The sequence below is a fragment of the Klebsiella sp. CB_Kp196 genome, from assembly GCF_040061575.1.
Classification (GTDB): domain Bacteria; phylum Pseudomonadota; class Gammaproteobacteria; order Enterobacterales; family Enterobacteriaceae; genus Klebsiella; species Klebsiella michiganensis.
In genome coordinates, this window is sequence record NZ_JBEAFH010000063.1 from 23,683 (window position 1) to 44,661 (window position 20,979).

The window sequence follows — 20,979 nt, forward strand, 5'->3', positions numbered from 1 at the left end:
TTGTACCCGCTTTTTCAGGACCTCGAATCACTTCAGATCAAATTAGCGACGCCAGATAATCTTGCTCACCTTCCAGTTTTTCAGCGTGTCGTCGGAGGGCATTAGCTCTTCAGGGCCGCTCCAGCTGCCGGTGAAGGCATAGCTAATATGCTGGCTACCCTCGGCCTTGCACTCCACCACGGCACCGTTATCGTTGCTGCCTTTCTGGCAGTTACCAAACGCTTTGCTGTAGATATCGCTGAACGGGGTACCGATTTTCACGCCGCTGGCGGCTTTGATATTGCTATCGCGCACGTCTATGCGGCTAATAGTCCCGCTCTCGCCGTTGATGGTCAGCGCGACCTTGTCATCTTTTAACGCTTCGAAATAGCGCACAATATTGCCGTTAGCCGTTTTCATGCCGCTGCGCAGGCGGTAGCTGCTGCCGAGCGCGTCGCCGATCGCCTGCTCGCTCAGCGCCGTTGACGCCGTCAGGTTGCCTACGCCCTGTTCGCTCACCTCCAAAGAGGAACCAAACCAGTTCCACGGATAAGCCGCCGACCAGTTCACCGAGCTCATCGTTGAGCAGCCGGTTAAAGCCAGCGGTAGTGCGCAGAGAAGTAAACGTAGCGATTTCATGACTGAGTGTCCTTTCTGATGTATTCAACGCAAGTTGGAGTGCGCGATCGGCAAAAAGTGCCGTTAAACCTGTTCTTCGCGAAAACAGGCTTTCAGCCGACGGCTGCTTAACAGCCACCAGAGCGCGTAAAGATCCGCCGCCAGCAGGCCGATGGTCACCGCCGAAGGCGACTCGCCGCTCATCCACAACAGCGGTTGCCAGACCAACAGCAAGAGCTGGGAAAGCACCAGCAGCCAGCGCATCATGGGCCAGAGCCGGGGGAAGCGCTGACGATGCCCGCTAATGATAAACGCCAGCACCGCCGGAATGCCGGGGAGCAATCCCAGCCAAAAATTATCGTGGTCCGGATAAAACAGATTCAGCAGCGCGTCGCCCTGCTGGCGTGACGCGCCGGCCATCAGAAATAGCACCCACGTCCGCGCCTGAAGCAGCAGCACGCACCAAAAGAGAAACGGCAAACGCAGGCGGCCGTGGGTATCGAAATCGGCGGGGATAAACTCAGTATTCTTCATCTTCAATTAAGCGCTTGCCGAGGCACAGCACGTCTGAATGCTCATAGCCAAGGCGTTCGTACATCCCCTGCACCACGTCATTATCTTCGCGAACCATAATATTTATTTTCGGACAGCCGCGGGCGATCAGCTTTTTCTCCAGCCGATTAAGCAGCGCATTAGCAATACCGCGACCGCGATATTCAGGATGCACGCCAAGATAGTAGGCAGACCCGCGATGCCCGTCATAACCGCCCATCACCGTGCCAACCACTTCACCGTTAACTTCGGCGACCAGAAACAGGCTGGCATCGTGGTTCAGCTTACGTTCAATATCCATTTCCGGATCGTTCCATGGGCGAAGGAGATCGCACCGCTCCCACAGGGTGATGACCTCTTCGAAATCTTGCTGGCGAAAAACGCGTATCTCCATGGTATTCCCCACCATTGACGGTTAAAAACAGAGATTATGGCGTGATTGTGCCCGATAGCCAATATCAGGCGCAATGAGCCGCAAAAAATGGCATACTATGACTCTGTCATGTATTGAAATGAAAAGTAAAACAATTCTTATTTTGAATGGTCGTATCAGAAAAGACGATACGATATAACATCGATTACCACTTGTTTGCAATTCAGGCCGAATGAGCACTTTTAAACCATTAAAAATACTTGCTTCGCGCCGCCAGGTGCTGAAAGCCGGGCTGGCAGCAATCACGCTTTCAGGGATCGCCTCACAGGCCAGCGCGAAAGAACAACAGCCATTGAAAACATCCAATGGGCACAGCAAACCCGCAGCGAAGAAAAAAGGCGCCAAACGCGTCGTGATGCTCGACCCGGGCCATGGCGGTATTGATACCGGCGCTATCGGCCATAACGGTTCAAAAGAGAAGCACGTCGTGCTGGCGATCGCTAAAAACGTGCGCAGCATTCTGCGCAGCAACGGCATCGATGCGCGCCTGACGCGCAGCGGCGATACCTTTATTCCGCTCTATGACCGGGTGGAGATCGCCCACCAGCACGGCGCCGATCTTTTTATGTCAATTCACGCCGATGGTTTCACCAACCCGAGCGCGGCCGGCGCCTCCGTTTTCGCCCTTTCCAACCGCGGCGCCAGTAGCGCCATGGCAAAGTATCTCTCGGACCGTGAAAACCGGGCGGATGAAGTGGCCGGCAAGAAAACGACGGATAAAGACCACCTATTGCAGCAAGTGCTGTTCGACCTGGTACAAACTGATACCATCAAAAACAGCCTGACGCTCGGTTCCCATATCCTGAAAAAGATCAAGCCGGTGCACAAGCTGCACAGCCGCAATACCGAGCAGGCGGCGTTTGTGGTGCTGAAATCGCCGTCGATTCCGTCGGTGCTGGTAGAAACCTCGTTTATTACCAATCCGAACGAAGAAAAACTGCTCGGCACCACCGCGTTCCGGCAGAAAATCGCCACGGCGATTGCCAACGGCATCATCAGCTATTTCCACTGGTTCGATAACCAGAAAGCCCACTCGAAGAGACGTTAATGAGACCCGATGCGCACCAGGTAAAAGCTTTCCTTCTCCAGCTCCAGGATGCTATCTGCCAAAAGCTCAGCGCCGTTGACGGCAGCGAATTCATCGAAGATAGCTGGCTGCGGGAAGGCGGCGGCGGCGGACGCAGCCGGGTGCTGCGCGATGGCGGTATCTTTGAGCAGGCTGGCGTTAACTTTTCGCACGTGCACGGCGAGGCGATGCCGGCCTCCGCAACCGCGCACCGCCCTGAGCTGGCGGGCCGCAGCTTTGAAGCGATGGGCGTCTCGCTGGTCGTGCACCCGCGCAGTCCCTATATCCCCACCAGCCACGCCAACGTGCGCTTCTTTATCGCGGAAAAACCGGGCGCCGAGCCGGTATGGTGGTTCGGCGGCGGCTTCGATTTAACCCCCTACTACGGCTTTGAAGAAGATGCCGTTCACTGGCATCGCACCGCTCGCGACCTGTGCCAGCCCTTCGGCGAAGAGGTTTATCCGCGCTATAAAAAGTGGTGCGACGACTACTTCTTCCTCAAGCATCGTAACGAGCAGCGCGGCATCGGCGGCCTGTTTTTTGATGATTTGAATACCCCGAACTTTGACCATTGTTTCGACTTTATGCAGGCGGTGGGCAATGGCTTCACCGATGCGTATCTGCCCATTGTCGAGCGGCGTAAAGAGAGGGTCTGGGGCGAGCGCGAACGCGCTTTTCAGCTCTACCGCCGCGGGCGCTACGTGGAGTTCAACCTGGTGTGGGATCGCGGTACCCTGTTCGGCCTGCAAACCGGCGGCCGCACCGAATCCATTCTGATGTCGATGCCGCCGCTGGTGCGCTGGGAATACGACTACCAGCCGGAAGCGGGCAGCCCGGAAGCGGCGCTGAGCGAGTTTATTCAGGTGCGCGATTGGGTTTAACGTTGCCTGATAGTGCGGTTCGCAGGCCAGATACGGCGCTGTTTTGCCTGATGGCGCTACGCTTTTCAGGCCTGCGATGACGGCGCGAATCGCCATCCGCTAAATAGATCGTCATCACGCCCACTGCCGCATCCGCTGATGCAGCGTCAGCGACGGTTTCTCGGCGAACAGCTGCTGATAATCGGTAGCGAACTGGCCCAGGTGCCAGAATCCCCACTGCATCGCCGCATCCTTAACCGTCGTGCTCTGCGACCACGGGCTAATCAGCTCCCGGCGCACCGCGTTTAAACGAATGCGCTTCAGCCAGGCGTTCGGCCCGATCCCCAGAATGGCGTGAAAGGCGTTTTGCAGCGTACGGCGGCTGACGTGCAGCTGCTGACATAAATCGAGAACCGTCAGCGGCTCCGACATATTCTCCAGCACGTACTCCCGCGCCCGGGAAAGCAGACGCCGATAGCTCTGGTGGCTAATGCTCTCGGCGGTAATCATCGGCTGCGCCTCCTCCAGCATCGCCCCCATCGCCAGCAGGAGATTATCGCCCAACACCTTACGCACCGCGGGCTGATGAAGGTTCTCCGGATTCTCGCTAAACGTCGCCAGCGCCTGCTGCACAAAGCCCCACAGCGCCGCCTTGTGCTCCTCTTTGACCTCCAGCGCCGACTGGTTACGCAGCATATGCAGCACCCGCTCCGGGTGATGCAGGAAGCTGGCCTGGCGGGAAATGACATCCTCTGAGATCACTACGCCCAGAATGGTGTAATCATCCGGCGTGCTGAGCTCAAACTCGGTGCCGCCGGGTCGGGTGGCGATTTCGGCGCTGCCGAGGCACTGTGAGCCAATAAACCCCTGCTCGCCGCGGGTTGCCGGAATACCGAACCAGAAGGAGTTCGGCCACACCAGGCAGGACTGACGCAGCGCCAGGCCGGTATATTCGCGAAAGACCTGAATATCATCGAGCAGGATTTCGGTAAATTCACCGTGAAATTTCCCCGGATGCAGCTGATCGTAAATCTGCTGCCAGGCGGTAATCGTCAGGGCATGTTCATAGACATCGGTGGTCCGCCGCTGATGGACGTTGTCCACCTCGACCATCGGCGTCAGTTTAACGTCTTCGGGTAATGCTTCATGATAAAGATGGTGCAGGTTGGCCGGTTTTTTCTTTTTCATGATCTGATAAACCGGGAGCGCTTTCGCGTTCCCGGCACCTCCGACTGGTTAATTTTTTAAGCGATAGCGACTACTGCGTTTACGCAACGCTCCGGTAGAAAAGAGCTGCTCCAGCGCCTTCCTGGCCTCTTCAAGCGACCAGCCGAAATGGGCGGCCACCTCCCCTGCCGTCATTCCCTGACGCGTCGAAGAGAGCAGCGTCAGCAAGGGTTCTGAGGATTCCACGACCACCGGCGGCTCCGGCGTTTGCGGCAGCCGTTGAAAACCGGCGATCAGCCGCTGGGTATCCTCTTCCGGGCGTCCAATCTCCCGACGGCTGATAACGCGCCCCGTACGCTGCGCCGCAGCGCTGCCGGCATCCAGCGCCGCCCGGCACGCCGCCAGGTCGCCTTCCACCACCAGCGTCAGCCTGCCGGGGTCAAGAACCTCATGGCTGAGCAGCCGCACGTTGGCCGCCTTCAGCATCGCATCCGCCGCGTCAACGGCGGCCACCATGCCGTCCACTTCCAGTAATCCCAGGGCGTTGATCATCGCTTCCCCCTTACGCGCGCTGGATTGGATGACGGGCAATATCCAGAACGGCATCGGTAAAGGCGTTACAGGCGGCTTTACATGCGGCCTGGCTTCCCGTCAAAAAGGCGGCGGAATAGTTGGTTTCCGACGGCGGCGGCACGTAGGTCACCAGCTGCACGTCGGCCGATTTCATTGCCGCATCGATACCGAAGGTCGCCTCCAGCGGCGGCGCCACCAGATAAGCGATCGGATCGCCCAGCGCAATGCCGGAGGTAGACGAGAGATAAGAGCCGGTACGCGACACCACGTGCGCCAGAAACGCCGTATCTTCGGCATCGTTGGCCCACTGGAACGCGGCCCCAGTTTCGATATGCGCCACCATCGCATCCAGACCGGCGCGTACTTCCGCCGGGTTCGGGCCGCCCAGCATAATCAGCACTTCACCTGCGGTTGGCGAAGGGCCGTGGGCCGCGCCGGCGTAAAGAGAACGACCGTAGACCACTTCCACCATCGCCTGTTTTGTCGCTTCGTCAGCGGCAATATAAGTCACATCATCCGAATCCGCCGTGATGAGTCCGAGGCTACGTATATGTGGTGGTAATTTAAGCTCGCGGGCAAAGCCGTCATTCACTGAGGCAATCACGCGCATGGCCGTCACCGAAGGGCGAATTAAATCTAATGCAGGCATGATGCCTCCTTACCGAGTCATGTTGATGCCGGAAGCCTTCTGCTCCAGCATGCGTTTGGCCAAATCGACAATCACCGCCGCGGCTTCTACCGGGGGCGTGCCGCCCTGGTGAATATTGGAAATACAGGTCCTGTCCGCTTCGACGGTGGTCGCCACGCGCGGCGAATACACGGCGTAACAGGAGAGGCTTTCCGACTGCCCCAGCCCCGGACGTTCGCCTACCAGCAGGATGACCACCTTCGCGCCGAGAATTTCGCCAATCTGATCTTCAATTTTGACCCGCCCGTAGCGGACGAAGAACGGCGTACCGACCTTCAGTCCGGCCTGCTTCAGGCCCGACAGCAGCGGCGGCAGGATCTCTTCATAGTTGACGGTAATCGCGTCGGTAGAGAGGCCATCGGATACCACCACCTGAACGTCAGGATTCGCCACGCACTGCGCCTTCAGCGCGTCAATTGCCTCCGGACTCAGCCGACGGCCCATATCCGGGCGCGTCAGGTAGAGGTTTTTGTCGCTAATTTCGGAGCGCACCTCCAGCAATCCCTGGGTTTTCACCCACTCCTCCGGTACCTCTTTCAGCACCGTATCCTTGGAGCGCGAGTGGTCGGCGAGGAAGCGCAGCAGCGCGAGGGTACGCGGACGCGGACCGGCGCGGCCGGTACACACGCGCGCCGCGGTGCTGCGCTTCAGTTCGGCCAGCACTTCCGCACGATGCGGCTGCTGCACGCCAATCCAGCCTTTCGCCTCTGGCGAACCTAAATCCAGCACGCAGCTCTCCGCCGCGACCTCGCACCGGCTGGCGCACTTCGTCACCGTCGCCTCAGGCGCTGCTGCTGCCGTCTGCGGTTGTCCCATTGACGCCATCACGCTACGTACAATTTCTTCAATCTGCTTTTGATCCATCATGTGTCATCCCCGCGTCATCAAAAGAACAGTGACGGATCGCCCGCCCGTTGGGTCAGACGACCGTTTGCCATAATGCCCATGGTTTCCAGCCAGCGTTCGAACTCCGGCGACGGCCGTAGATTCAGCAACTGACGGACGGTAGCGGTATCGTGAAACGCGGTGGTCTGATAGTTGAGCATGATGTCGTCGCCGAGCGGCATGCCCATGATGTAGTTGCAGCCGGCGGTGGCGAGCAGAATCATCAGGTTTTCATTGAGGTTCTGGTCGGCGTCGGCATGGTTGGTGTAGCAGCAGTCGCAGCCCATCGAGATGCCGCTCAGCTTGCCCATAAAGTGATCTTCGAGACCGGCGCGAATAATCTGCCGATCGTTATAGAGGTACTCCGGCCCGATAAAGCCCACCACGGTATTGACGAGGAACGGATCGTAGTGCCGCGCCAGGCCATAGTTGCGCGCCTCCATCGTCACCTGGTCGGCGCCGAAGTTCGCGCCGGCCGACAGCGCCGAGCCCTGCCCGGTTTCGAAGTAGAGGCAGTTCTCCCCGGCGATACGGTTAAACTCGGCGCCGACCGCCCGCGCTTCATCGAGCATCGCCAGCTCCACGCCGAACTCTTTTAGACCCTTTTCGCTGCCGCAGATGCTCTGGAAAATAAGCCCCCCCGGGGCGCCGCGACGGATCGCTTCAATCTGGGTGGTGACGTGCGCCAGCACGCAGCCCTGGGTCGGGATATTAAACTTGTCGATAACGCCGTAGACGGTATCGAGGACGCGGGTCAGGTTCTCCACGTCATCGGTTACCGGGTTAACGCCGATCACCGCATCGCCCGCGCCGAACGAGAGCCCTTCGTAGATTTGCGCGGCAATGCTCTGCACGTCATCGCGGGTATCGTTCGGCTGCAGGCGGCAGCTAAAGGTGCCCGGCAGGCCGATGGTGGTGTTGGCTTTTTTAATCACCGGCATTTTCTTCGCGCCGTAGATCAGGTCGGCGTTGGAGCAGACCTTCGCCACCGCCGCCACCACTTCTGAGGTCAGCCCTTTGCGCACAAACGCGATATCATCGCTGGTGACCTCATCGTTAAGCACGTATTCGCGCAGGTCGCTGATAGTCCAGTTTTTAATCCGCTGATAGGCGGTTTCGTTGACGTCATCCTGAATCAGGCGCGTCACGCAGTCCTCTTCATAAGGAATCACCGGATTGTTACGAATATCGGCGACCGTCATATCGGAGAGCACCTGCTTCGCCGCCACGCGCTGCTGCGAACTTTCCGCCGCCACCCCCGCCAGCACATCCCCCGAACGCAGTTCGTTGGCTTTAGCCAGCACCTCTTTTACATCCTTAAACTGATAAACATTGCCGAACAATGTGGTCTTTAGTTTCATAAGTCGTTCCCTCAGGAAGGAAATGCGAGTGATTTCACCGTCACCGGCACAACCGATCCGCCAAAAAGAGGCGTACCAATGTCGATATAGTCCCCCGCCCGTACGCTCACCTCATCGATGACCGCCAGCGGGAGTTGTTGCAGCTGCGGGCGCAGCAGCATGCCCAGCGCTTTGCCAAAGTCCTGCTCGGCCACCACCAGCAGGGGATGCGGGTTGGGAAAGCGCGCGACAAAAGCCAGCAGCGCGTCAATCACCACCAGCAGGGCGGCGTAGCGCACCGGCAACGAAGCAGGAAGCGCCAGCACGTAAGCATCCGATCCCGGATCCAGATCGAGCTGCATCAGCGCCTGCTGCCAGGCGCTCAGCAGATCGGCTTCATCAAGCGGGATCGCCACCGGCAGATTGCGCAGCGGGAGCTGAACCCCCTCCAGCCAGATGGTGCTGCCGGAAAGCGAGAGCGTGTGCGCGCCGGCGCCAATCACCGTGGCGCGTACGGTTTGCGCCGGGAACTGCACGTTCATCTCCCGCAGCCGCGGATGCTCATGCAGCGCCGTGGCCAACAGTGGCCCAATATCAGAAAAACAGAACGGATCCGCGGGCTGGTTGCGGTAGCACTCGCCCACTCCGCCGGAAAGGGTTATCACCTCGGGTACCGCGCCTGCGGGCAGCAGGCCGGTTTGCATCAGCCGTTGCGCCAGCGGAGAGAGCGTGCCGTCGATAACTTCGACGATCAGCTCCGCCATCCGCCGCGCTACCTGCGCTAACTGCGAAGCACTCAACGCGCGCGCATCGGCGCCTGCGCCAAAAACCTCATCGACGATCATTTGTCCCGGCTGATGGGCATAAACCACCCGCCCCTGGCCGTCGGTCTCCAGCAGGCGCCCGCCAACGTTCAGGCAGGCGGTGGCGCTGATTTTTCCCGCTTCAAACAGCGCGTAGTTTGAAGTACCACCGCCGATATCAATGTTCAGCACCCGGCACATCCGCTGTTCAGAAAGGGTTTGCGCCCCGGCGCCGTGACCGGCAATCACCGATTCCAGATGCGGCCCGGCGCTGGCCACCACAAAGTCGCCGAGCGACTGCGAGAGCGCCATCACCGCCGCCCTTGCGTTGCGGGTTTTCGCGCTTTCGCCGGTGATAATGATCGCCCCGGAGTCCACCGATTCGGGGGCAACCCCGGCGGCCTGGTACTGCGCCAGAATCAGCGCCTTGAGTTCGGCCTCCTTCAGACCGCCCTGTTTATCAACCGGTGTAAAGAAGACCGGGCTTTGCCAGCTAATTTCGCGTTTGATGAATTCGTAGCGCGGCACCTGCGACACCGCCGCACGGTTAACCAGCTCAAGGCGGGAGAAGATCACCTGAGTGGTGGTGGTGCCGATATCGATACCGACGCTCAGCAGCTGGCGAGTTTTCACGATTGCGCCTCCGCTTCGGTTTTCGCCGCCGCCGGTGCGTTTTCATCTTTCGGCACCAGCAGCATCGCTACGCCAATGGCGGTGACGCCGCCGATCAGCTTGCCGACGATCATCGGGAAGATCATGGCGTTCATGTTGGCGGCGGCGAAGCCTAAGTGGTCGCCCAGCGCGAAAGCGGCGGAGACGGAGAACGCGCAGTTGATGACTTTGCCGCGGGTATCCATCTGCTTCATCATGCCGAACATCGGGATGTTGTTGGCCAGCGTCGCCACCATCCCACCGGCAGCCATATTGTTGATTTTCAGCAGATTACCGACGCGCATCAGCGGCTTTTCAAACCAGCGGGTCAGCAGCAGCACCATCGGATAAGCGCCGAGCAGCACGCAGGAGATCGAGCCAATAACTTCGATAGCGCGCATCACCTCGCCGGGCTGGTCGCCGGGAGCCATAAAGATCGGGTCGAGCCCCGGGATCAGATCCCAGCCGAGCAGGAACTTGATGACCGCCGCGGCCAGGCCGATGGTGATCAGCGCCACCAGAAATTTGGCGAAGATCTGGAAGCCGTTGATCATTTTTTCCGGAATAAACTTCAGCCCCAGCGCCACCAGCACCGCGACGATAAGCACCGGGATCATATTCATCAGGATCAGCGCGAAGGTGAACTCCACCGGCTGTCCGTTAATCTCTACGCCGGAGTACATGGCCACCAGGCCGCCGGCGATGCAGCCGATTGGAATCGTGACGATCCCGGCCAGCACGCCCAGCGCCAGGTAGCGGCGGTCGGAGGGCTCGATGATGCCGAGCGCGACCGGAATGGAGAACACCAGCGTCGGCCCCATCATCGCCCCGAGGATCAGGCCGGAATAGAGCCACGCCGCCACGTCGCCGCCCGCCAGCTCTTTAGCGAGGAAGAAGCCGCCCATATCGCAGGCCAGCAGCGTTCCGGCGAACATCGACGGGTTGGCGCCGAGCATTTCATACAGCGGAATTATCACCGGCCCGAGCAGGTGCGCCAGTACCGGCGCCAGCGCGGTCATCCCGACCATCGCCAGCCCCAGCGCGCCCATCGCCATAAACCCCTCTTCGAACTGGCCGCCGGATCCTTCGATGCTTTTGCCAAACTTGCCGAGAAAGCGCGCCGAACCGCCAAACTGCGACAGGATCCTGTCCACGGCGGCAATCAGCATAAAGAACATCATGATGTACATGATGATTTCGTTAATTCCCATAGCCTTTACTCCCTGTCATTTATGATTTGTAGATACTGTGAACGCCGGGGCATTAACCGCGCTCCGGGGGCTTTCCCGGGTCGCGGCGTGAACGCCTTACCCGGGCTACGGAATAGCAGACGGCTGCGATCCTGTAGCCGGGCTAAGCGCAGCGCGAGCCGGGACAGCCACACGCCTCCGGGAAAATGGCCGCATCAGCGCGCCGCCGCGTACAGATCGATAACCTGCTCCCGGGTGGCGGTGCGTGGATTGGTGCGCAGACAAATGTCCTCCTGCGCCGCCTGCGCCCATGCGCTGAAATGTTCGGGCTTCGCCCCGGCGTCAGAGAGTCGTTTGCTCAGGCCGACTTCGGCGATCAGCGCCTCAACGGCGGCAATAGCCTCGTGGTCGTCGGTTTTTTTAGCGGTCAGCGCCCGGCCGATCTGGCTGAAACGCTCGCGGCATACCATGCGGTTAAACCGCATTACCGTCGGCAGCAGCATGGCGTTGGCCTGCCCGTGTGGAATATGCAGCGCCGCGCCGGGCTGATGCGCCATCGCATGACACAAACCCAGACCCGCGCTGGAAAAGGCCATTCCCGCCATACAGGAAGCCAGCAGCATGCTTTCGCGGGCGGCGAGGTCGTGGCCGTAGCCCACGGCCTTCGGCAGCGCCTGGCCGATCATCGCTATTGCGCCAAGCGCCAGGCTATCGGTAAAGGGCGTCGCGTTGAGCGCGCTGTACGCCTCAACGGCGTGGGTCAGCGCGTCAATCCCGGTCATCGCCGTCACCGGCGGCGGAACGCCTTCGGTCAGGGCGGCGTCGAGAATCGCCACGTCCGGCATGAGCGAGGCGTGGGCCAGCACCTGCTTGCGCCCGCTGACCGCATCGATAATCACCGTCACGTTGGTGGTTTCCGAGCCGGTTCCGGCGGTGGTCGGCACCGCAATGAGCGGCAGACGCGGGCGCAGTACGCTGCTTTCCGTCATCGCGCTGAGCGTCTGCTCCGGGTTGGTGACCAACAGCGCGACCGCTTTCGCCGCGTCAAGCACCGAACCGCCGCCAAAGGCCACCACGCCGTCGCACTTCGATTCGCGCAGCTGCGCCACCGCCGCGCAGACGTCGGTAATGCACGGCTCTCCCGGCGGACAGGGCCAGACGGTCATCGCCACCCCCTTCATCGCCAGGCTGCGCGCAAGCCCGGCGGTCATTCCCGCCTGATGCAGGAAACTGTCGACCATCACCAGCAGATGGCTTACGCCTCGCGCTTGCGCTTCCTGGCCGCAGGCGCTCAGCGCGCCGAGGCCGCACAGCGTCACCGGCGGCACGCTGAAGGTTTTCACCCGCTGCAGATTCAGGGTATCGAATGCCTGAAAGAGCGCCGTCTGCAGTTCAGCTTGCATAGATTCCCTCCGCTTTCTCTCTCCCGCTGTTGGCTATCGCCAGCGGGGTCATAAACAGGCTGTGCTGCGGTAAATGCACCCGTAATTCCGGGAAGCGCTTGCGAAACAGCGCGTCCACGCCCGGCTGCATACAGGAGCCGCCCGCCAGCCATAAATCAGCAATGCCCTGGCCTTCGATATGGTGAGCAACAATCTCGGCCATCTTTTCGTATACCGGCTTCACCACCGGCCAGATCTCCTGGGCGTTGCTGCGCTTGTACTGCTCCGCCTCTTCCAGCGGCATGCGGCGGTTACCGGCAAGGGTCAGGGAGATATGGTGACCGCCGGTCGCTTCATCGGCGGAGTACGTCACCTCGCCCCTTTTGACGATAGCGATCCCGGTGGTGCCGCCGCCGATATCCACCACGCCCGCGTTGTCGAGCTGTAGCAGATCCGCCACCGCGGTCGGTTCATCCAGCACGTGGCTAACTTCCAGCCCGGCAGATTCGAGTACGTTGATCGAAATACGCGGGTCTGTGCCCGGCGGAAACGAGGTCGCCGCGTGGCTGAAGCGACAGCCAAGCTGCTGTTCGAGCATATCGAGATGGCGGCGCACGATGGTGACGGCGCCGAAGAAATCCCAGACGATGCCGTCACGCACGACGTCAGCCCAGTCCAGACACACCGCCACCGGCTGCCCTTCGCTGTCGACAACCATCGACACCACGTCGCAGGTGCCTAAATCCACGCCCAGCCACAGCGGTGATTCACTGGCGGCAGGCGTCTGATTACACAGGGCGGCCGCTTTTTGCAGTCTGGGGGTGAGCCAACGTTGTTCGTCGTGTGCCATGAGTCATCCCTTATACAATTCGGAAGGCATCCACCAGCACGCAGCGCCGCAGGCGAACGAAGGTGCGCGCACTGGTCACCCCCTCCCCGGTTGGCGTGGTGATGGTCATGGTGGTCCAGCCCTCTCCGCCCAGCCCGAGCCCGGCGATGCACGGCCCGTTTTTAACGAAAATGCTGGTATCAATGGCGTTCGCCATCTGATTCATGTTGTCGATATTGCGCGAGTGCATCGCCGCCGTATGGTGGCAGCCGCCCTCCAGCTGCACCGCCAGCGCGATAGCGTCATCGACGCTGGCCACCCGTACGACAGGGAGCACCGGCATCATCAGTTCCGTCACGGCAAATGGATGGCTGGCCGGGGTTTCCACGAACAGCAGGCGCGTCTGCGGCGGCACGTTCAGGCCGATGGCGGCGGCAATCTTGCTCGCGTCACGTCCCACCCAGTCACGGCTGACCGTACCTTTGCCGCGCTCATCGATATTCTTCAGCAGCACCGGCTGAAGCTGCTCGGCCTGGGCCGCGCTGAGCTTCACCGCCTGCTGGCCTTCCATCAGGCGCATCAGCTCGTCGGCGACGCTATCGACCACAATCAGCACCTTTTCGTCGGCGCAGATGATGTTGTTATCAAACGAGGCGCCTTTGACGATGGACTGTGCGGCGCGCGCCAGGTCGGCCGTTTCGTCGACCACTACCGGCGGGTTACCGGCGCCGGCGGCAATCAGACGTTTATTGGTATGCTTGCGCGCGGACTCCACCACCGCTTCACCGCCGGTGACCACCAGCAGGCCAATACCGGGGTACTTAAACAGCCGCTGGGCCGTTTCGATGTCCGGGTTCGCCACGGTGACCAGCAGATTGGCCGGACCGCCCGCGGCAATCACCGCCTGGTTGAGCAGCATAATCGCCCGCTGGGAAACCCTTTTCGCCGCCGGATGCGGGGCGAACACCACGCTATTGCCCGCGGCAATCAGGCTGATGGCGTTATTAATTACCGTCGCCGCCGGGTTGGTGGAGGGGGTGACCGAGGCCACCACGCCCCAGGGCGCGTTTTCAATCAGCGTCAGGCCGTTATCGCCGGTGAGCACCTGCGGAGAGAGGCACTCCACGCCAGGCGTGCCGCGCGCCTGGGCCATGTTTTTGGCAAATTTATCTTCAACGCGACCCATGCCGGTTTCGCTGACGGCAAGCTCCGCTAATTCTCTGGCGTGTTTTTCGCCCGCCTCACGGATGGCGTGAATCGCCAGCTGGCGCATCGCCACGCTTTTCAGCCCCTGCTGGGCCACCTTTGCCGCCGCGACGGCGTCATCCAGGGAGGCAAAGACGCCCATCTCATGAACGGCGTCGTCCGGCTGGCTGCTGGCCGTCATTTTCAGCAGTACCGCTTTCACCACCTGTTCAATATCCTGTTGATTCATGATGTTCAGTCCTATTTATGGAAAATCACCTGACCGCCGGCCACCGCTTCATCGACGATACCGATGACGCACAAATCGACAGGAGACGCCTCGCTGCGGTGTGCCTGTCGCGCCGAGCTTCCGCTCACCAACAGCACCCATTCGCCGGGCCCCGCGCCGATGCTGTCGATGGCGACGGCGCACTGCCCGTCGGGCTTGCCCGCGGCATCAATCATCTCCACCATCAGCAGCTTGTCGTGCGCCAGCCCCTGATGGCGGACGGTGCAGACAATCTGTCCCGTGACGACTGCCAGTTTCATACCGCCTCCCTGAATTGCGTGGTAAGTCGTGGGCCGGATAAGCGCAGCGCCATCAGGCAATGGCGCGCGTTAATGCCGGAGGGCAACGCTGGCGCGTCTTATCCGGCCCGACCATCAGATGTTGCTGTCGCCTTTAAAACTGATGGGGAACACCTCCTCCAGATCGCCGTGCGGACGCGGAATCACGTGCACCGATACCAGCTCGCCGATGCGCTGCGCCGCAGCGGCGCCGGCATCGGTAGCGGCTTTGCAGGCCGCCACGTCGCCGCGCACCATCGCGGTCACCAGACCGCCGCCAATCTGCTTCACGCCAACCAGCTTCACGCGCGCGGCTTTCACCATCGCATCAGAGGCCTCAATCAGCGCAACCAGGCCCCGGGTTTCAATCATTCCTAATGCTTCCATTGTGTTTTCCTCTTACTTAAGGGGGTCCAGAACGGGACCGTTCATTCAACCTGCGTGGGTAAGCGGCACTCGCCGCTTACGTCACTCCGGCGCGGCACGGCTGCCACTAACGCCAGTTCGATAATTTCCTGCACGCTACAGCCTCGGGAGAGGTCGTGGAGCGGTGCGGCCAGCCCCTGAATCAGCGGCCCGACCGCACGATAGCCGCCCAGGCGCTGGGCGATTTTGTAGCCGATGTTGCCGGCTTCCAGCGACGGAAAAACCATCACGTTGGCCCGCCCCTGCAGCGGACTGGCGGGCGCTTTTTGCGCGGCGACCTCCGGCACGAAGGCGGCGTCAAACTGCAGTTCGCCATCCACCATCAGCTGCGGAGCGCGCTGACGTACGATCTCTGTGGCCTGCTGTACGTTGGCGACGTTGGGATGACGGGCGCTGCCGCTGCTGGAAAACGACAGCATCGCCACCCGCGGCTCCTCGCCGGTAATGGCCTGCCATGTCTCCGCGCTGGCGATGGCGATATCCGCCAGCTGCGCCGCCGTCGGCTGCGGCACCACGCTGCAGTCGGCAAATCCCAGCGCCGGTCCGACGTACTGCGGCAGCATCAGAAAGATCGACGACAGCGTTTTGCAGCCCGGCTGAAGGCCAATAATGCGTAATCCGGCGCGCAGCACGTTCGCCGTCGAGGAGAGATTGCCGGCAATACACACGTCGGCCTTCCCGGCGCTGACCATGGCGGCGGCGAACATCAGCGGGTCGTTGAGTTTTTCCTCCGCGTCCGGCGGCGTTTTTTCTCCGGCGCGGGCAAGCCAGCGCCGGGCAAACGCTTCACGCATTTGCCGGTTGCTGTGCGGGTCGACGATCTGCATACCGTCCATCGGCAGGCGGTGGCTGAGGGCGAACTGGCGCAGGGCAAAAGGGCTGGCGATCAAAATCGGCTTTGCCAGCCCCTGCTGCTGGAGGTAGTGCGCCGCTTTGAGGACGCGGATATCCAGCGCGTCCGCAAACACCACCCGGGCGGGCGAACGCAAAGCCAGTTGACGGGCGCGTTGAATAATCATTGCTCCCCTCCCAGACGCTGTTGGATCTGACTGACGGTTAGCGGATGTTTCGCCACGCTTAAAATCATCATCACGTAGACGGTGCTGGAGAGGCGGTTGAGCGCCTGCAGAATGTCCGGACGTAAGACCTCAAAACTGCGGGTAATAAAGACCTGCGCGGCGACCGTTTCCGTTTCGCGTATTTTGCTTCGCAGCAGATTGAGCAGCGCGGCATCGCGGCCGTGGCCGGCTTCCGGCACCAGATGATCGTGGTCGAGATAGCGCAGCGGCTGGTGGGAAAGGCGATGCAGTTCATCCTCGTTCAGCCCGACGATAGACTGCGCCGCCAGCGGTTCACCCACGGCGTCGGCGCGCATAATATTGCCCAGGCGCGAGCGGATATCCGCCAGCCAGGGCTGCCAGGGCTCCGCCAGTTCGATTTGCAGCCATACCGCCAGGGCGATGGTGGCGTCGAGGGCGGCGCGAAAGCCCAGCCGCGGATCGCTTTTGGCGACCATTTTTTCCGCCGTCAGATGGGTCAGGGTGTCCGGTTTTTTGTCTACCGGCTGGCGGCACAGTTCGCAGCAGGCCTGCGGATGCGTACCGCTGCTGGTTAAACCGTGTACCGGCTGCGGCTGCTGCGCGTCGTCATCGACAAACAGGCTGCCCTGCTCGTCGAGAAACTTAATGCGCAGACGGCGGCTTTCCAGCAGCTCCCGGGCCGAAGGCGTCAGACGGGCGTCGGCGGGCAGATGAATTTCTGCTCCTTCACTGAGCGTATGGTTCGCTCTGAGCCAGGCTTCGGTAATAAAATCTTTCATAGCGATTGCCAGTTCGCAGGCCAGGCGACGTACAGGAAGCGCACGGTCGACGGCGTGCCGAATTCAATGCTGGAGCCTTTCGGGATAAACATCACGTCCCCGGCTTTGGCCACCATGGTTTCGCCTTCATGGCGCACGTGGAGTTCGCCCTCCAGCACCATGTCGACCTCGTCATAGTTCAGCGTCCAGGGGAAGAAGGCGTTTTCCCACTGCATAAACCCGGCGGCCATACTGCTGCCGTCCTGCTCGGTGACCAAATCCGTTAAGCCGACGCGGTGCGGTTCGGCGCCGTCGAAGCGGCCGAATTTCACGCTGCTGCCGTCAATGACCTTTACGCCGCCTTTACCGGTGACCGCCTTAAAGCTGGGCTGCATCGCGTCCATCCCCAGCGACTGCTTCTCCTTCATCACTTTTTCCATCAGCTGCGCCACCAGGCTTTCGGTAAACTGCCCTTCCGGCAGCTGGGCAATAATGGTTTCGCGAATGCGCTGGCTTTCGGTTTTTTCCTCTGCCGCCGGGACTGCCGGCTCTGGCGCGGATTCATCGCACTCCTGGATGGCGACGCCCAGCAGCTCCGCGACTTCGCGGGCTTCCGGGGTGATGATGCTGGCGCGCAGCACAACCGATATTTCCTCTTCGCCTCGCGCGTGGGCCGCACGAATATCGTTAGCTGTGATAAGTTTCTTCACCTGCCCCTTCCTCCTTTTGGCTGAGCTCACTCAGGTAATTCACCAGATGCTCTACGCTTTGCGGGTCGTGAGCGTTGAGTTCGAAAATCGGCTCCTGAAACCCCATCCCGTACAGCAGTTGCCGCACCGCGGCGACGTCGGCGTCCGGCATATCCGTTTTGCTGATCGCGGCGATATGTCGTTTATTCGCGCCAATATCCAGTAGCCCGGCGGGTAAGCGACTTTCGGTATCATTTGCCGCGTGGACATAAATCAGCGTATCAACATCCTGCAGCGTGGTAATTAATGCGTGGTACCAGCGCGGATGGCTGAAATATTCCCCCGGGGTGTCAATATCGCCTTTCTCGTTAAATTCCACGGCCTGCGTTTTTCTCGCCAGGGAATAATTTCCCTGCAACGCATTAAATAGCGTTGTTTTTCCCGCGCCCACCGTACCGACAAATGCAATACGTTTCATTGCCGCCTCTAATTAGCTTTTGGTTAACTCGCAGAGGGTGTAATTTAATAATCGGCCAAGCCCGCTCACCGTCTGCAGCAGCGCCTCTTCTACCGCGCCGACCGAGCCGTAAATCACCAGCGCTCCGCTAAACCGGTCGAGAAAACCGATATGCACATCGGCGGCCTTCATCGCTAAATCACCGGCGATCATGGCGGTTTCTCCAGGGGTTAAGGTCATAATGCCGATAGCGCCGGATTCGGGAACGCCGATCTTTTTCGCCAGTTCTGCCCCAGGGTGCGCAATCAGATGCGCCAGCGTCACCTGCTTGCCGGGTACAAATTCCTGAATGATGCGTTCTTTATCCATGGCTCACCGCTCCGCTAAAACTTGCGCTTATCGTGACAAGTTTCCGCTGGAGTAAATAACAAAATTCGGCAAGTTGATTTGAAAGGTGAGATAGATCACTTATAAACAGAAATAAAAAAGCGCGGGAGAATTCCCGCGCCTGAAATAATTAAATGAAAATTACAGCGGCTGAGTTTGCGCTTCAACAACCGCCAGCGCGACCATATTCACGATACGCCGTACCGAAGCAATTGGCGTCAGGATATGCACCGGCTTCGCGACGCCCATCAGCACCGGTCCGACGGTGACGCCTTCAGAGCTGGAGACGCGAAGTAAGTTGTAACTAATACGCGCCGCTTCCATATTCGGCATCACCAGAATATTGGCCGAACCTTTCAGCGGGCTGTCCGGCATCCGCTCATTACGAATGCTTTCCACCAGCGCGGCATCGCCGTGCATTTCGCCATCGATCATCAGCTCCGGCGCCTGCGCCTTCACCAGCTCCAGCGCCTGACGCATTTTGCTGGCGGACGGGCAGTCCGAGGAACCAAAGTTCGAGTGCGACAGCAGCGCCACCCGCGGTTCAATCCCGAATCGACGAACGGTTTCTGCCGCCATCAGGGTGATCTCGGCAATTTGCTCCGGCGAGGGATCGTGGTTGACGTAGGTGTCGGCGATAAAGGTGTTGCCGCTCGGCAGCAGCAGCGCGTTCATCGCCCCGGCCGCATGAACCCCTTCGCGGTAGCCAAACAGCGGCTGAATGACGCTGTAGTGCTCGTGATAGTCACCGATGGTGCCGCAGATCATCGCATCGGCTTCGCCGCGCTGCACCATGATCGCGCCAATGACCGTAGTGTTGCTGATCACCGCCCGCTGCGCCTGCTCCTGGGTGATCCCGCGGCGCTTCATCAGGGTGTAATATTCATTCCAGTACTCTTTGAAGCGCGGATCGGATTCGTTATTGACGATCTCAAAATCAACCCCGGCTTTGATCTGCAGTCCCAGCTTCTGGATGCGCATCTCAATGACGCCGGGACGACCGATCAGAATCGGTTTCGCCAGCCCAAGGGAGACCAGCTCCTGAGTCGCGTGCAGTACGCGGGTATCTTCGCCTTCCGCCAGCACCACCCGCTTCGGCTCTTTGCGCGCCTGCGAGAAAATCGGCTTCATAAACAGGTTCGTTTTGTAGACGAACTCGCTGAGCTTCTCGATGTACGCATCAAAATCGGCGATCGGGCGGGTCGCGACGCCGGAGTCCATCGCCGCTTTCGCTACTGCCGGAGCAATCTTGACGATCAGCCGCGGGTCGAACGGCTTCGGAATGATATATTCCGCGCCGAAGCTCAGATCCTGATCGCCGTAGGCGGAGGCCACCACTTCGCTCTGTTCAGCGTGCGCCAGCTCGGCAATCGCGTGCACCGCCGCCAGCTTCATCTCTTCGTTAATCGCCGTTGCGCCGACGTCCAGCGCGCCGCGGAAGATGAACGGGAAGCACAGCACGTTGTTTACCTGGTTCGGATAGTCGGAGCGGCCGGTACAAATAATGGCGTCGGAGCGCACCTCTTTCGCCAGCGGCGGCAGAATCTCCGGCTCCGGATTAGCCAGCGCCAGAATCATCGGCGCGCGGGCCATTTTCTTCACCATCTCCTGAGTCAGCACTTTCGGGCCCGAGCAGCCGAGGAAAATGTCCGCTCCGTCAATCACGTCATCCAGCGTGCGTTTGCCGCTGTCTTCAACCGCATAGGCCGCTTTCGTCTCCGCCATATTCGGCTCGCGGCCCTTATAGATAACGCCTTTCGAGTCGCAGACCACGATGTTGTGTTTCTGCATCCCCAGCGCTACCAGCAGGTTCATACAGGCAATCGCCGCCGCGCCCGCGCCGGAGACCACCATCCGCACGTCGGAGATGTTTTTCTCCACCACCCGCAGACCGTTAAGAATCGCCGCGGTACTGATAATCGCCGTCCCGTGCTGATCGTCATGGAAAACCGGAATATTCATGCGCTCGCGCAGCTTTTGCTCGATGTAGAAGCACTCCGGCGCTTTAATATCTTCAAGGTTGATACCGCCGAAGGTCGGCTCCAGCGCCGCGACGACGTTGATAAATTTGTCCGGGTCCAGTTCATCGACTTCAATATCGAACACATCGATACCAGCGAATTTTTTAAACAGAACGCCTTTGCCTTCCATCACCGGCTTACCGGCCAGCGCGCCGATATTGCCCAGCCCCAGAACGGCTGTGCCGTTGGAGACCACCGCCACAAGGTTGCCGCGCGCGGTATATTTATAGGCTGCCAGCGGATCCTTCTCGATTTCCAGGCAGGGCGCGGCGACGCCCGGCGAGTAGGCCAGGGCCAGATCGCGTTGGGTAGCCAGCGGTTTGGTCGGGGAGACCTGGATTTTTCCGGGGACCGGGAATTCGTGGAAATCAAGGGCGCTTTGTTTTAACTGCTCATCCATTTTATCGTTCCTTTCACGTATCGATCGTAGGGG

General features: G+C 60.2%; 23 protein-coding genes. 2 read left to right on the forward strand and 21 right to left on the reverse strand.

All coding sequences use genetic code 11. From position 1 onward, the window contains the following. Nucleotides 1-42: 42 nt before the first annotated feature. From ABLU87_RS23105 to ABLU87_RS23115, 3 genes are all read right to left on the reverse strand, one after another. Nucleotides 43-618, reverse strand: a complete 576-nt coding sequence (locus tag ABLU87_RS23105; protein WP_116280135.1) for an RpoE-regulated lipoprotein — start codon at nt 616-618, stop codon at nt 43-45. Between the two features lie 63 nt (nt 619-681). After that, complete coding sequence (locus ABLU87_RS23110; RefSeq protein ID WP_004853030.1) at nt 682-1,131, reverse strand: DUF2919 domain-containing protein; 450 nt, start codon at nt 1,129-1,131, stop codon at nt 682-684. Further along, entirely contained in the window at nt 1,118-1,543 is a 426-nt protein-coding gene (locus tag ABLU87_RS23115) for a GNAT family acetyltransferase (protein WP_004853033.1), read from the reverse strand. The genes ABLU87_RS23110 and ABLU87_RS23115 overlap by 14 nt, the downstream gene beginning before the upstream one ends. Nucleotides 1,544-1,754: 211 nt before the next feature. On the opposite strand from ABLU87_RS23115, the gene amiA reads away from it, so the two are divergent. Together amiA and hemF are read left to right on the forward strand one after the other, a co-directional pair. After that, nucleotides 1,755-2,630 (forward strand): N-acetylmuramoyl-L-alanine amidase AmiA, encoded by an 876-nt coding sequence (amiA, locus tag ABLU87_RS23120; protein ID WP_004870750.1) that lies wholly within the window; start codon nt 1,755-1,757, stop codon nt 2,628-2,630. Further along, a complete protein-coding gene (gene hemF / locus ABLU87_RS23125) occupies nt 2,630-3,529 on the forward strand; it encodes an oxygen-dependent coproporphyrinogen oxidase (RefSeq protein ID WP_038423074.1) in 900 nt (299 codons plus the stop codon). Before amiA ends, hemF begins: the two co-directional genes overlap by 1 nt. Before the next feature lie 114 nt (nt 3,530-3,643). On the opposite strand, the gene eutR is transcribed toward hemF, so the two are convergent. From eutR to maeB, 18 genes are all read right to left on the reverse strand, one after another. Beyond that, complete coding sequence (gene eutR / locus ABLU87_RS23130) at nt 3,644-4,696, reverse strand: HTH-type transcriptional regulator EutR (protein WP_025106630.1); 1,053 nt, start codon at nt 4,694-4,696, stop codon at nt 3,644-3,646. A gap of 48 nt (nt 4,697-4,744) precedes the next feature. Continuing rightward, the gene (eutK, locus tag ABLU87_RS23135; protein ID WP_014230327.1) at nt 4,745-5,227 is read right to left on the reverse strand and encodes an ethanolamine utilization microcompartment protein EutK; all 483 of its coding nucleotides are present in this window, start codon (nt 5,225-5,227) and stop codon (nt 4,745-4,747) included. 10 nt (nt 5,228-5,237) lie between these two features. Then, nucleotides 5,238-5,897, reverse strand: coding sequence for an ethanolamine utilization microcompartment protein EutL (gene eutL / locus ABLU87_RS23140; protein ID WP_004853042.1), 660 nt, complete (start codon nt 5,895-5,897; stop codon nt 5,238-5,240). Nucleotides 5,898-5,906: 9 nt separating this feature from the next. After that, a complete protein-coding gene (gene eutC, locus ABLU87_RS23145) occupies nt 5,907-6,800 on the reverse strand; it encodes an ethanolamine ammonia-lyase subunit EutC (protein ID WP_048261025.1) in 894 nt (297 codons plus the stop codon). Between the two features lie 20 nt (nt 6,801-6,820). Continuing rightward, nucleotides 6,821-8,182: an ethanolamine ammonia-lyase subunit alpha gene (gene eutB / locus ABLU87_RS23150; protein WP_004104373.1), complete on the reverse strand. Its 1,362-nt coding sequence runs from the start codon at nt 8,180-8,182 to the stop codon at nt 6,821-6,823. Between the two features lie 11 nt (nt 8,183-8,193). Next, entirely contained in the window at nt 8,194-9,597 is a 1,404-nt protein-coding gene (gene eutA / locus ABLU87_RS23155; RefSeq protein WP_032750854.1) for an ethanolamine ammonia-lyase reactivating factor EutA, read from the reverse strand. Beyond that, a complete protein-coding gene (eutH, locus tag ABLU87_RS23160) occupies nt 9,594-10,826 on the reverse strand; it encodes an ethanolamine utilization protein EutH (RefSeq protein WP_004853049.1) in 1,233 nt (410 codons plus the stop codon). Before eutH ends, eutA begins: the two co-directional genes overlap by 4 nt. Before the next feature lie 194 nt (nt 10,827-11,020). Next, complete coding sequence (gene eutG / locus ABLU87_RS23165) at nt 11,021-12,208, reverse strand: ethanolamine utilization ethanol dehydrogenase EutG (protein WP_046878236.1); 1,188 nt, start codon at nt 12,206-12,208, stop codon at nt 11,021-11,023. After that, on the reverse strand, nt 12,198-13,037 hold the full coding sequence (gene eutJ, locus ABLU87_RS23170; RefSeq protein WP_109241389.1) for an ethanolamine utilization protein EutJ: 840 nt from the start codon (nt 13,035-13,037) through the stop codon (nt 12,198-12,200). Before eutJ ends, eutG begins: the two co-directional genes overlap by 11 nt. Nucleotides 13,038-13,047: 10 nt before the next feature. Then, on the reverse strand, nt 13,048-14,451 hold the full coding sequence (locus ABLU87_RS23175; RefSeq protein WP_049079190.1) for an aldehyde dehydrogenase family protein: 1,404 nt from the start codon (nt 14,449-14,451) through the stop codon (nt 13,048-13,050). 11 nt (nt 14,452-14,462) lie between these two features. Continuing rightward, complete coding sequence (eutN, locus tag ABLU87_RS23180; RefSeq protein ID WP_004853058.1) at nt 14,463-14,750, reverse strand: ethanolamine utilization microcompartment protein EutN; 288 nt, start codon at nt 14,748-14,750, stop codon at nt 14,463-14,465. Between the two features lie 114 nt (nt 14,751-14,864). Continuing rightward, a complete protein-coding gene (gene eutM, locus ABLU87_RS23185; protein ID WP_000387720.1) occupies nt 14,865-15,155 on the reverse strand; it encodes an ethanolamine utilization microcompartment protein EutM in 291 nt (96 codons plus the stop codon). A gap of 41 nt (nt 15,156-15,196) precedes the next feature. Then, the gene (pta, locus tag ABLU87_RS23190) at nt 15,197-16,213 is read right to left on the reverse strand and encodes a phosphate acetyltransferase (protein WP_032750862.1); all 1,017 of its coding nucleotides are present in this window, start codon (nt 16,211-16,213) and stop codon (nt 15,197-15,199) included. Continuing rightward, nucleotides 16,210-17,013 (reverse strand): ethanolamine utilization cob(I)yrinic acid a,c-diamide adenosyltransferase EutT, encoded by an 804-nt coding sequence (eutT, locus tag ABLU87_RS23195; protein WP_014839175.1) that lies wholly within the window; start codon nt 17,011-17,013, stop codon nt 16,210-16,212. The genes pta and eutT overlap by 4 nt, the downstream gene beginning before the upstream one ends. Further along, on the reverse strand, nt 17,010-17,702 hold the full coding sequence (gene eutQ / locus ABLU87_RS23200; RefSeq protein ID WP_014230335.1) for an ethanolamine utilization acetate kinase EutQ: 693 nt from the start codon (nt 17,700-17,702) through the stop codon (nt 17,010-17,012). Before eutQ ends, eutT begins: the two co-directional genes overlap by 4 nt. Further along, nucleotides 17,680-18,159: an ethanolamine utilization acetate kinase EutP gene (gene eutP, locus ABLU87_RS23205; protein WP_009654912.1), complete on the reverse strand. Its 480-nt coding sequence runs from the start codon at nt 18,157-18,159 to the stop codon at nt 17,680-17,682. The genes eutQ and eutP overlap by 23 nt, the downstream gene beginning before the upstream one ends. A 12-nt stretch (nt 18,160-18,171) precedes the next feature. Beyond that, nucleotides 18,172-18,507: an ethanolamine utilization microcompartment protein EutS gene (gene eutS / locus ABLU87_RS23210; protein ID WP_004123425.1), complete on the reverse strand. Its 336-nt coding sequence runs from the start codon at nt 18,505-18,507 to the stop codon at nt 18,172-18,174. A gap of 159 nt (nt 18,508-18,666) precedes the next feature. Further along, nucleotides 18,667-20,946 (reverse strand): NADP-dependent oxaloacetate-decarboxylating malate dehydrogenase, encoded by a 2,280-nt coding sequence (maeB, locus tag ABLU87_RS23215; RefSeq protein ID WP_004853066.1) that lies wholly within the window; start codon nt 20,944-20,946, stop codon nt 18,667-18,669. Nucleotides 20,947-20,979 lie beyond the last annotated feature (33 nt).